8 protein-coding genes and 2 rRNA genes are annotated in these 12,302 nt (G+C 57.7%); 5 read left to right on the top strand and 5 right to left on the bottom strand.

All coding sequences use genetic code 11. The features are described from left to right. The first annotated feature begins 5 nt into the window (after positions 1 to 5). Positions 6 to 344: a hypothetical protein gene (locus TU82_RS21830; RefSeq protein WP_057725300.1), complete on the top strand. Its 339-nt coding sequence runs from the start codon at positions 6 to 8 to the stop codon at positions 342 to 344. A gap of 166 nt (positions 345 to 510) precedes the next feature. Here the strand turns inward: TU82_RS21830 and lapD are convergent, their stop codons facing one another. Both lapD and lapG read right to left on the bottom strand, forming a co-directional pair. Then, positions 511 to 2,457: a cyclic di-GMP receptor LapD gene (gene lapD, locus TU82_RS21825; protein WP_057725299.1), complete on the bottom strand. Its 1,947-nt coding sequence runs from the start codon at positions 2,455 to 2,457 to the stop codon at positions 511 to 513. Between the two features lie 14 nt (positions 2,458 to 2,471). Then, positions 2,472 to 3,095: a cysteine protease LapG gene (gene lapG, locus TU82_RS21820; protein WP_231982718.1), complete on the bottom strand. Its 624-nt coding sequence runs from the start codon at positions 3,093 to 3,095 to the stop codon at positions 2,472 to 2,474. Positions 3,096 to 3,417: 322 nt separating this feature from the next. On the opposite strand from lapG, the gene TU82_RS21815 reads away from it, so the two are divergent. The 4 genes from TU82_RS21815 (at position 3,418) to TU82_RS21800 (ending at position 9,576) form a co-directional block, all read left to right on the top strand. Continuing rightward, the gene (locus TU82_RS21815; RefSeq protein WP_057725297.1) at positions 3,418 to 4,128 is read left to right on the top strand and encodes a GntR family transcriptional regulator; all 711 of its coding nucleotides are present in this window, start codon (positions 3,418 to 3,420) and stop codon (positions 4,126 to 4,128) included. Between the two features lie 371 nt (positions 4,129 to 4,499). Next, positions 4,500 to 5,258 carry a DUF3050 domain-containing protein gene (locus TU82_RS21810; RefSeq protein ID WP_057725296.1) on the top strand — a complete coding sequence of 253 codons (759 nt, stop codon included), beginning with the start codon at positions 4,500 to 4,502 and terminating at the stop codon, positions 5,256 to 5,258. Continuing rightward, on the top strand, positions 5,255 to 6,202 hold the full coding sequence (locus TU82_RS21805) for a diiron oxygenase (protein WP_057725295.1): 948 nt from the start codon (positions 5,255 to 5,257) through the stop codon (positions 6,200 to 6,202). Before TU82_RS21810 ends, TU82_RS21805 begins: the two co-directional genes overlap by 4 nt. Further along, positions 6,199 to 9,576, top strand: coding sequence for an amino acid adenylation domain-containing protein (locus TU82_RS21800; protein WP_057725294.1), 3,378 nt, complete (start codon positions 6,199 to 6,201; stop codon positions 9,574 to 9,576). The genes TU82_RS21805 and TU82_RS21800 overlap by 4 nt, the downstream gene beginning before the upstream one ends. Before the next feature lie 51 nt (positions 9,577 to 9,627). On the opposite strand, the gene TU82_RS21795 is transcribed toward TU82_RS21800, so the two are convergent. The 3 genes from TU82_RS21795 to rrf (TU82_RS21785) form a co-directional block, all read right to left on the bottom strand. Then, positions 9,628 to 11,508, bottom strand: coding sequence for a methyl-accepting chemotaxis protein (locus tag TU82_RS21795; protein WP_057725293.1), 1,881 nt, complete (start codon positions 11,506 to 11,508; stop codon positions 9,628 to 9,630). Between the two features lie 274 nt (positions 11,509 to 11,782). Next, a 5S ribosomal RNA gene (gene rrf / locus TU82_RS21790) occupies positions 11,783 to 11,898 on the bottom strand. A 109-nt stretch (positions 11,899 to 12,007) separates the two neighbouring features. Then, positions 12,008 to 12,123, bottom strand: a 5S ribosomal RNA gene (gene rrf, locus TU82_RS21785). Positions 12,124 to 12,302 lie beyond the last annotated feature (179 nt).

Raw genomic sequence — 12,302 nt, 5'->3', positions numbered from 1 at the left:
TTCTTATGTTTTACGTGCAACGTGATGCGCAGGGTGCGTTGAGTCGCGTAGAGGCCGCCGCCTTTGCCGAATCCACCGAAACGCTGCCGGCCGATCACCATGAGATCCAGGCCTGGTACGCCAACGAAGTAGTGGAAACCAGCCTGGCCCAACTCAAGCAGAGCGACCTGGAGATGATCCGGGTACTGGACGACTTGATCCAGGTGCTCACCCGCAAGGGCGTTATCAGCGTGACGGACCTGCCGCCCGCGGCCCAGGCCAAATTGATGGACCGTAACCAGGCGCGTGAAGCGTTGGGCGGGTTGAGTCAGTTGATCAATGATGATGAGAAAGGGCTTATCTGAGCCCTGGAGTTCCACCGGTTCTAAAATGTGGGAGGGGGCTTGCCCTGATACCGTCTGTAGGAGCGAGCTTGCTCGCGAAAAACGTCAACGATAACGCGTGCTTCCTGAATGAACGCGGTGCCTGTGAGTTTTTCGCGAGCAAGCTCGCTCCTACATGGATTCTGTGTTATTTCCAGGGCGCCGGTTCGCCGAACAACTGGCCCTGCACGCCAAAAATCCCCATCTCGCGAATCACCTTCAGCTCACCCTCGGTCTCCACACGCTCGGCAATCAACGGCAGGTCGATGCTGTGGGCCGCGCGCTGGATGGCTTCGATAAACAGGCGCTTGTCGCTTTCCTGGTCGATGGCGCGGATGTAGCTGCCGTCGATTTTCAGATACGCCAGGCCCAGGCGCGCCAGATTGCCGATCATGCTGAATCGACCACCGAAACGCTGGAGGCTCAGGGAGAAGCCCAGTTCGCGCAGGCGCTGGGTCATCTGTTCCAGCACAGGCTGCTCCGGCAGTTGCTCTTCACCGATTTCCAGGGTGAGGCGCGGGCCCAGGTTGCTGTGCTGGCGCAGCAGGTCATAAATGCGCTGCAGGGCCTGGGGGTCCTGCAAAGTCGCGGCTGAGAGGTTCAGCGCCAGGTTATGGCTGTGGCCGGTCATCTGTTCAAGCACTTGCTCCAGCATCAAGCGATCCAGGCGGGCGGACCAGCCGAAACGCTCGAGCCACGGCAGGAAACGCCCGGCGGGTAGGGTATGGCCGTCAACGTCGTGCAAGCGTGACAGCACTTTGTAGTGCAGGACCAATTGCGGATCCTGGCTGGCGACGACCGGCTGGAAGTACAGCTCGAAGCGCTGCTGGGTCAGCGCCTGGTCCAACAGCGTGTGCCAGGCGTGGTGATCGTCGCCGACGTTGGCGGTAGCACTGTGATCGAGGCACACCCAAGTGCTGTCACCCTGGGCTTCGGCTTGCGCCAGGGCCTGGTCGGCGCGGGTCAGCAGCGCCTGCGGCGCATCGCCATGGTTGAACGGTGCCAGGCCGATATAGGCCACGGGCGCGACATCGCTGGCGCCGGTGGTCTGCAGGCTGAGCAAGGTGCTTTCCAGGTTCTGCGCCAATTGCAGTGCTTCTTCACGCGTCAGCCCAGGCGCCAGCACGGCGAATTCGCCGCCACGGATCCGAGTCACGAGGTTGTGGGTTTCCGGGTATGGCTCGCACTGGCGCAGCAATTGTGCGCCGACCGCTTGCAGCAGCTGGTCGGTACGCTGGCCCCCCAGGCGCTGGTTCAGGCCGGCCAGGTCCTTGATGCGCAACACCAGCAAGTAGCCGGAGTTGGTTTCTTCAGGGTTGCTGACACGGGCGTTGAGCTGCATCTCGAAGTAACGCCGGTTAGCCAAACCGGTGAGGTTGTCCTGATAGGATTCGGTGCGCAGCTTTTCGCTGCGCTCGGCCTGCTCCTGGAACAGTGCCTTGAGCTTTTCCACCATTTGATTCATTGCCTGCACTACCCGGCGCAATTCCGGCGTGCGCGGCAGGTCGGGCAGGCTGAGGAATTCTCGGCGGGCGATCGCGTGGGACTGTTTGACCATGTAGTCCAACGGTTTCAATTGGCGGCGCAGCAATAGGCCGCCAAGCACTACACTGACCGCGCCGCACAGCAGCAACCAGCCCAGGCTGCCCAAGGCGCTCTGCCAGAGTTTGGCCAGGGCGAACATCGGATGGCTGACCACCTCGACGCGCGCCGCCTGCTCCCAACCGCGGCTCACCAGCGCATCGCCGCCAGCCGGCTCCAGGCCGATCAATTTTACGAACCAGTTGGGCACGCCGTTGTTGTCCGGAATGCCGCTGCGCTCAACGATGGTTTTGTCCGTCGTCAGATCCACCACCCGGATACTGGCGTAGTAACCGCTGTCGAAGATCGAGCTGACCAGCAGCTCCACCATGGCCGGGTCATCGATATTGGGGGTAAGCGATAACGCCAGCGCCGTCGCGGCATCCTGCGCATGGGAGCGCAACTGGTTGACGTATTGCGTGCGCGAACTTTCCAGGCTGACCATGAAGCTGCCGCTGAAGGCGACCACCAGGAACAGACAGATTGCGATCAATAGCTGTTTGAACAGAGACATCCGATCAGTTACTCCTAGTTGGCAGGCTCGGCTGGAAAGCCTTCCGCACGCATTTTTCTCAACACATCCTGCCAGCGCGACAAACGTTTGGTATCGCCGACCTTCTTGTTGCCCTTGGCGCCGGGCAGGTACAGCCCCTCGGCGTTGAATGAATACACCGGGATCAAATCGGTACGGCGGGTAGCCGGCAGGATTTCATCCATCAGGCTGTCGAGCACCAGCGGGATCGCGTCGGGGGTCGAATAGTAGGTCAAGACCATGTGCGCGCGATTCTGACGCAAGGCCTTGACGTAGGTAATGCGCAATTTGTCGCTGGACACGCCCAGGTGACGCAAACTGAAATACTTGGCGATGGCGTAGTCTTCGCAGTCACCGGCCCCCTTCCAGAGGCCTTCGATGGGTGTCTCCCAATAATCGACCGCGTGCCAGAGATCGATGTCTTCCACGTAGGTCATTTGTTTGTTGAAAAACAGGTTAACGACCTTGAGCTGTTCTTGTTCGCTGACCTGCTTTTGGCTGGCCAACAGCCTCTGCCAGGCGTCGATACGCTGCTGGCCTTCGCCCAATGGCCCGTACAGGTCGCTGGCCTTGCGGCTGATCTGCGAGAAATCCCAATCGGCATGCAGCCCGCCAAGCATCAGGCCGGCCAATAAGATCGCTGATAAAAACCAGCAAAGAACTCGATAGGGAATAAAACTTACCGCCAAGGCGTTCAGTCCATTGAAGAGAGACGGAATATCAAGGGATGGTGAAGCTTCGTCTCGGAAAAAACAATGGCATAGTGAGATCATCGAGCGGTAGAGCGAGTTTATGACCGTCTCATGTGAGACGCACAAAATACACGCTGTAGGCCCTTACAAACGGAAACTTTGGTTGTTTGACAAGCGCCTGGGCCATCTCTAGTGTGCATTGGATCCAATAAACACACTTAATTATTCAACAAAGGAGGGCAGCGTAACCGTGACGCCGAAGCCGAACCCTTTAAGCAGCATCAAGGTCAGCGGCCCTATTCCCGCTCACCTTGCCCGCGCCGTTATTGAAGAAACGTTGCGCAACGCCATTCTCGATGGACGATTGCCCTGTGGCACCGCCATGCGCCAGCAAGAGCTCGCCAGTCTGTTCGGCGTCAGCCGCATGCCGGTGCGCGAAGCATTGCGCCAGTTGGAAGCACAGTCCCTGCTGCATGTGGTGACTCACAAGGGTGCGGTGGTCGCCCCCTTGATTGAGGACAACTCGGCTGAGACCTATGCCCTGCGCATGCTGTTGGAGTCCGAGGCCTTGCGCTTGTCGATCCCACTGCTCACTGAGGCTGATATCGCCGAGGCAGAGGCCTGCATCAATGCGCTGGAGTGTGAGAAAGACTACAGCGAGATTGGCCGTCTCAATCGCCTGTTTCACATGGTCTTGTATGGCAAGGCGCCTAACCATCGCCTACTTAAGCTGGTGGAGCATGGGCTGAATGAGGAAGAGCGGTTTCTGCGCTTCAACCTTGAAGCAATGGGACTGGGCGAGACGTCACAAGAGGACCACCGCGAACTGCTCAGCCTGGTGGTGCAGAAGAAAATCGAAGAGAGCATCCTGACATTGCGTAATCACTTGATGCGCGGCATGGAGGTCATCAATACATATCTCAATGGCCTCGAAACTGCGAAAAGAGAAAATATATCGTAAGGCGTTCGCACCTTTCTTTTAGCCTTTACACCGCGCGGCGCCGTCCTTTGTCAGGAAGCGTCCCGCGCAGGTAACGCTGCAGTCAACTCGCAATTCTTAATAATCGACGTTATATAAAGAAATCTCTCACACTTAAACCAACTATCTCTCTCGGAAGCTTATTCTCGAAAAAACAGCTAATACATTTACAAGCTCATCCAAACGTTTAATCAGTTTATTATCACCCGCCAACCCAATAAACCTTTCAATCAGCTGGCCGCGCAATAAGCCTGGGCTTGCCGCGTGAGCACACCTTAACGTTAATCCTCTAACAACTACAAAACTCCATCACTGCAACCAGTGCAGTCGCAACAATTTTATAGGCGTCAACCATGCATCATCATTTGCTTGAACAAAAAAAACTGCAACTGTGCAACCATCCGTTATTTATAGAAATAACTTCGCTTAAAAAATTACAATACTTTATGGAGAGTCATGTATTTGCGGTCTGGGACTTCATGACCCTGACCAAACGCCTGCAACAAGATCTTACTTGTACCCAGATACCGTGGCTTCCACCCACTGATTCACAAGCCGCACGGCTGATCAATGAAATCGTGCTGGGTGAGGAGTCGGATGAACATCCGACGCGGGGCCATTGCAGTCACTTTGAGCTGTACCTGGACGCCATGGTGGAAGTCGGGGCTAACACCCGCGTCATCACGCGCTTCATTGATCTGCAACATCAGGGCGTGGAGGTAAGCGCAGCGCTGCAAATGATCGGTGCGCCCCCCGGTGTGCCCCGCTTTGTCGACAGCACATGGCAGATCGCACTCAGCGCCCCGACTCACTGCGTAGCGGCGGCCTTCCTGCATGGCCGTGAGGGCGTCATTGCATCGATGTTCGAGCGTCTTCTGTGCAGTAGCCCCTTCATTGCTCATCAGGCGCCCACGCTGTGTCACTACCTCAACCGTCATATCCAATTGGATAGCCAGGAGCATGGCCCGGCGGCGGAGCAGGTGCTCCAGCGCCTGATCGGCGCAGACCCGATTCGCCAGCAACAAGCCGATAGCGTTGCCCTCGAGGCACTGGAAAGCCGCATGACCTTCTGGCATGACGTACAGACCTCGATGCAAGAGGTTCACCCATGAGCGCTATCGACTACCGCTCCTTCGCCGAAGACTGGGAGCGTCGCGCAACCATCCGCACTCGCCCGCGTCGCGTGTTGGAAAACGACGGCAAGCTGATCTTCCCCCTGTACCGCCAACCGCTGGTGCTGAGTGCGACCTTTCTCGAGCACTGTCCGCAATCGCGCGACTTCGTGCTGGCGCAAAGCTTTTATCGATTCATCCATGACATCGTGGTTTTCGAAACCGAGATCGTCGACAAGACTGCCCGCAGCATTGCCAAGAATCGCTTCCCGCTGCGCCTCCCCCTCGCCTGCCGCTACGACGCGATGACCGTCGTGGTGGATGAGGATTACCACGCCCTGGTAGCCCTGGACTTCCTGCAGCAAGCCGTCGAGTTGACCGGTATCGAACCGCTCGACTTGCCCGGGCAGATCGAACTGAGCCGAGCCTTGCCGGCAGCGCAGGCGCAGGCGCCGGAGCACTTGCGCGATGCGGTTGAGTTGATCGTCGTGGCCATCGCCGAAAACACCGTCACCCATGACGTGGCGGCCTTTTCCAAGGACGACAGTGTCAAGTCGTCCGTGCGCGGCTTGATGGCCGACCATCTGTTTGACGAAGGGCGCCACGCACAGTTCTGGACACAGTTGGTGCGCATCTACTGGCAGTCGGCAAGCGCGGAGGATCGCGACAGCATTGCTGCTGTGCTACCGACGTTCCTGGCCCATTACCTGACCAACGACCTACAGAAAAGCTTCGACCTGCAGTTGATCGAACACCTGGATATCAGTGCCGATGTTCGTTTGGCGCTGCAGGGTGAAATCCTGGCGTTGGATTTTCCCATCACTCGCCAGCACCCGTTGGTCGGCAACATCATGAGCTTCCTGCACCACAGCGGCGTGTTGCACACGCCTGGCGTGGCTCGAGCCCTGGACAGCTACCTGCCCGCAACGGGGAGGTCGGCATGAGGCGCTTGACGATCGAATGGGGCGTGGCCAGCCAGGCGCTGGAAGCCCTCAAGCAAGTACTGGAACAGTACGGGCATACCGCCGGGACGGGGACAGTCGACCTGGTCATCGAGGACGGTAGCCAGCCAACGTCAGCCTTATCCACCGACGCGTGCTGGATGAGCCTGCGCGTGGGCATCGGCCCTGTGTCCGAGCACGGGCTACCCGAACTTCAGTTTCGCTGCTACGACCGTGAGCGGCACTTGCTGGCCGTGCACAACGTCGCCGATGAGCCCAGCGGCAACGGCCAGCGGTTGCGCCGTCGTGCGGAACACGCCTTGGTGGAGTGGGCAGCGTCGTTGGTCAGCGGATTCTCAAGAGACCCCGGCTATTTCTGTGCAATGGCCCGCTCCGACACCTCGCCCGAACAGGGCTTGCAAGGGCTGGAGGCGCTGGCATTCATGCACCGATTCAACCGTACGGCAGATCCCGCGCTGCTTCGCGCGGCACAAATGCCCATGATCGAACGCTTGCAGGCCAGCCTTGGTGCCTTTGCCAATCGTACAGCGCTGAATATCGCGGGTGGCCTGGTGACTTATCGCCAACTTCAGGAAACAGCCATGGCGATTCAGCAACGCTTGCTGCTCCTGCTGGAGGGCATCGAGACACCACCGGTGGTGGGTGTGTGCCTGGAAAAGTCTACCGAACTCTACGCGAGCATTCTCGCCGTGCTGGGTTGCGGCGCGGTGTATCTGCCACTGTCTCCGGACCATCCGGTAAAACGCCAGCACAGCATGCTGACAAGCGCAGGTGCCTGCGTATTACTTGCCAATGGCGTGCATCCGTTGGGCGATCATTTCGTATCACTTGATGTGAGTACATTTGCCTTACACGACGTCGACCCTGCTCAACCGCTGATGCGTCATCGTCCCCACGCCGATGCGCCGTGCATGGCACTTTTCACCTCCGGCACCACCGGGCAACCCAAGGGGGTACTGCTCAGCCAACATAATCTGGCGCATTTCACCGCCTGGCTCAGTACCTGTGTGGCGCTGGATGACAAGAGTCGCGTGCTGCAATTTTCACCGCTGAGCTTTGACTCGTCGCTGATCGATATTTTCCCCGCCTTGATGGCAGGCGCAGAGCTGATTGTCCCCAGCGCAGACCAGCGTCATGATCCTCAGCAATTGGTCGAATTGATTCGCCTGCAGCGAATTACCCATGCTTTTCTGCCACCGGCATTGCTCAGTATCCTGCCGCTGGACCAGCCGCTGGGCCTCTCACACCTGCTCACCGGCGGCGATTTCTGCGAGCCCTACGTGATCGAGCGACTGGCCGGCCAATGCCAGCTGCACAATCTCTATGGCCCCACCGAAGCCACGGTACTGGCAACCCATCGAACGTTTCGGCCCGGTGACAGCAATCGCAACATCGGTGTGCCCATGGCCAACAGTCAGGTGCTGATCCTCGACGACCACTTGCAACCGGTGGATGAGCAAGTGATGGGCGATTTGTACATCGCAGGCCCGGGCGTCAGCCAGGGCTACATGAACGGACTACCGCAAGCTGACTCCCCGTTCGTCAAGCTGGCGCTGCCTGATGGACAATGGCTGCAGGCTTATCGTAGCGGCGATCTGGCGCAATGGACGCCGGAGGGTATCGAGTTGGGCGGTCGACGGGATGATCAGGTCAAGATCCGCGGTTTTCGAGTCGAGCCTCAGGAAATCGAGCAGTGCCTGCGCAGCAGTCGGTTGTTTCGCCAAATAGCAGTGGTGGTTGATCAGGCGTGCAGAATCCTTGTCTTTGCTGCCCAGCCCGAACCCGGCGTCACGCTGGACAGGCTGAAGGATCACGCCCGGCAGTGGCTGCCTGAGCATATGCAACCCGTGGCCTGGAGCGAGCTGCCGAGCCTGCCCTCTTCGAGCAACGGCAAGATCGATCGCAAGGCGTTGCGGGCGGCGTCGAGTACCCGCGCCGAGGAGATGACTCGTTGCGGCACGCACACGCCGGTCCAGGCGCAGTTGGTTGAGTTGTGGGGGGAGTTGTTAGGGTTGTCTGCCGGCGAAGTGTCGATCGACGAGAGTTTTTTCAACCTGGGTGGCCATTCGATCCTGCTGTCCACCTTGTTACTGCGCCTGCGCGAGCAATTTGGCCGCAGCTTCTCCTTGAGCCAATTTTTTGAAGCGCCGACGATTCGTACTCTGGCCTCACAGATGGAGGGCGAAGCGCTGCCGGATACATCTTTCAGCCAAATGGAAAACGATGCATCCCGAGCATTGAAACTTGAGGTGCTACTTGAGACCCGCGCCGGAGATCCGCGCAAGGCGATTGTCACGGGGGCCAACAGTTTCGTCGGCGTGCATATCGTCCAGGCATTGCTGGCGGATGGAGCGCAAGAAGTAGCGTGCCTGGTGCGGGCGCTCCCAGGCCAGTCGGCGGCGGATCGATTCACTCAGGCGTTGCGCGAATATCACCTGGAACACCTGGACCTGAGCCGAGTGCAGGTGTACGCCGCAGACCTGCGCCAACCGCGCCTCGGCCTGTCATGTGAGGCGTACGAGTACCTCGCTCGCAATCATGGCGTGCTTGTGCACAATGCGGCGCAGGTCAACCATGTGATGGACTACACAGCACTCGCCAGGGATAACGTCGAACCGGTGTTTGAATGCCTGCGCCTTTGCGAGACCCACTGTAAGAAGGTCTTCAATTTCATTTCGACGCTGTCGGCCTGCAGCAGCATCGGCGCTGATCGGTATGTGCTTGAAGCACCTGCCAGCCGCGCGTTGCCACTCTATGTGAAAAATGGCTACAACCTCTCGAAATGGGTGGCCGAGCGATTGCTGGGACGTGCTGGCGAACAAGGTGTCTGGGTGAATATTCATCGGCCGGGGAATATCAGTTTCAACAGTCAGAACGGCGTCTGCCAACCCGATAAGAATCGCTTGATGTTGATGCTCAAGGGGTCGCTGCAGTTGGGAATGGTCCCTCGATTCGAAGGGAACTTCGACTTGATGCCGGTGGACTTCCTGGCGCGCTTCATCGCGTTTCATGGCATCCGGTTTATCGCTGGGAGAAACGTATTCAATCTGCATAATCCACAACCGTTGAGCTGGGACCACTACCTTGATGCGTTCAGCCAGGCCGGACACACCTTTGAACGAATAAGCCTTCAACAGTGGCAACGGGCATTGCGAACAGTACGCCATGACAATGCGTTGTTCGGCGTACTGGGCTTTTATCTTGATGGGGTGAGTGAGGACATCGGCGACACTTCAATGATTCGTTACAGCAATGCCCAGTGGGGGTTGGAGCAAATGGGCACACAGTATCCGTCAAAGAGCCCTGATCTCTTGCGCAGGGGTTGCGACTACCTGAGGAGCATCGGCTTTCTCTGAGCGGCTCCAGGGCAATCGGAGCGGGAAGTCTCGCTCCGACTGGCGCCGGGATCAGATTTTGAAGCTATCGACCAATTGCTTCAATCGACTGGCCTGCTGCGACAGCGCATCGCAGTCCTTGAGCGTTTCGTTGAGATTGGCCACGCCTTGCTGATTCAGCAGGTTGATCTGGTTGATGTCGACGTTGAGGGTTTCAACCACCGCCGTCTGCTCCTCGGTCGCTGCGGCGACCGATTGGTTCATGCCATCGATCTCAACGATTCGCTGCGTCACGCTGACCAGACGCTCGCCGGCCTGGTTAGCCACTTCAACGCTTTCTTCGCTGGAAACCTGGCTGGCGTTCATGGTGGTCACGGCTTCACGCGAACCCACTTGCAGTGAAGTGATCATCTTGTGGATCTCTTCTGCCGACTCCTGGGTACGGTGGGCCAGGTTACGCACCTCATCCGCTACCACGGCAAACCCGCGCCCAGCTTCGCCGGCACGGGCCGCTTCGATGGCCGCATTCAGCGCGAGCAAGTTGGTTTGCTGGGAAATGCCCTTGATCACATCGAGGATGTGGCCAATGTTGTCGGTACTGGCGTTAAGGGTCTCGATCTGAGTGCAGGACAGGCTGATTTTCTGCGACAGTTCCGACATCGCCTGGATAGTTTGCTCGACGACCTTGCGTCCATCGTCAGCTTGTTCACTGGCACCGCTGGCATGCTGAGACGCATCAGCGGCGTTACGTGCGATTTCCTGGGTGGCGGCGCCCAGCTCGTTGATCGCTGCAGCCACGCTGTTGGTACGTGCACTCTGCTCGTCAGAGCCGATGATCGATGCGTTGGACGATGCCATCACACGCTGGGACAAGTCATGCACCTGGCGTGTCGCCGAGGACACTTCGGAAATCGAGGCGTGGATACGCTCGACAAACTGATTGAACGCGCTGCCGACTTCGCCGAACTCGTCTTTGCTCGTGACGTCGAGGCGTCGGGTCAGATCACCTTCGCCTTGGGCAATGTCCTTCATGGCCACGCCCATGGTGGTCAGCGGACGCAACAACACCTGAATCAACAAACTCAACAGCACGGCAATCGCTACCACGGCGATGAGCATCGCTATCAACGCTGAAGTACGAAATTTACCCAGTGCGGCATAGGCTTTGTCTTTGTCGATAGACAGACCGATATACCAGTCTGCGCCCGGCAAACCGCTGATTGGCGTAAACGAGAGAATACGGTCTTGTCCATTGAGGACAACTTCCTGGTTAACCTTCTCGATGCGTACCTGGGTGCCGGGGTAGATATCCTTGAGGTTTTTCATCACCTGGTCCTGGTCAGGACTGACGATGACCTGGCCATCCCCACTGACCAGGAACGCATGGCCAATCCCGCCAAAATCCACCGAATTGATGATCTTTACCAAGGTTTGCAGGCTCAAGTCTCCACCCACGACGCCCAACAATTCGCCGTTCTTCTTCACCGGCATGGCGATCGTCACGATCTGGCCGCCCACAGCCGCCATATAAGGCGGGGTAAGCATGGTTTTGTCGGCTGCTACGGCTTGCTTGTACCAAGGGCGCTGACGCGGGTCATAGCCTTCGGGCATCTTCGCATCGGGACGCTGGGTGAACACCCCGTTGATTTGGCCCACATAGGTGAACTGGAAGTTGGCGGTGAACGCCGGTTGATCGACCAGGCCGGGCAGGTCGGCGCCGCTACCTTGATGAGCAACGTTTTGCGCCAGGTTTTCCAGAACCAGAATGCGGCCGCTGAGCCAGTTCTGCACACTGCTGGCGGTAAGCTCGCCGGATTGCTGGATGGAGGACGCGAGGTTTTGCCTGATCGTATTGCGCTGCAGGTAATCGTTATAGAACGTGAATAGCGCAAAGGCCAGAACCACGACGCCTGACGCCGCCAACAGAATTTTATGACTGAACTTGAGATTCATTTCATCGACTTCTTTTGCCAAAGGGGGGTGAGCGTGCCGAGTGGAACATTCCATGTAACGCGATAGGCGGACTCTGCGACCGCTCTATTTCGGTGCACGCATGGCTCGTCAGGCTTTCGGCCAGAAAGCGATAAATCTTAGAGGATTGTGTGAATCTTCCTCTTTTCGAGCAATAGGCCGACAGGCGGTAGAAGTGCAGTCGATTATGAGCAACATGCAGCCTTAAACGACAAAACCCCTGTCTGCGTTAGCAGACAGGGGTTTCGGAATTCAATCTTGACGATGACCTACTCTCACATGGGGAAACCCCACACTACCATCGGCGATGCATCGTTTCACTGCTGAGTTCGGGATGGGATCAGGTGGTTCCAATGCTCTATGGTCGTCAAGAAATTCTGTGTACCAAGCCGTTGCGCTGGCAACGTCCCGGTGAAATTCATGAGCTTCTACATAAACAAAACCCCTGTTTGCATACGCAAACAGGGGTTTTGGAATTTAATCTTGACGATGACCTACTCTCACATGGGGAAACCCCACACTACCATCGGCGATGCATCGTTTCACTGCTGAGTTCGGGATGGGATCAGGTGGTTCCAATGCTCTATGGTCGTCAAGAAATTCGGGTACTGAGTCGCGACCTGTTGGCCTCGCTTCAGCAAATTGGGTATGTGATAGTTTTCGGTGTTTTGTGAGCGTCGAACTTTCGGCTCATCTCGTCTTCACACACCGCAATCTGGTGCCTTCTCAGGTCAGCAAATTGCTTGGGTGTTATATGGTCAAGCCTCACGGGCAAT

Source organism: Pseudomonas orientalis, from assembly GCF_001439815.1.
GTDB classification, from domain to species: domain Bacteria; phylum Pseudomonadota; class Gammaproteobacteria; order Pseudomonadales; family Pseudomonadaceae; genus Aquipseudomonas; species Aquipseudomonas orientalis.
This window is presented reverse-complemented; position numbering and strand designations above follow the sequence as displayed.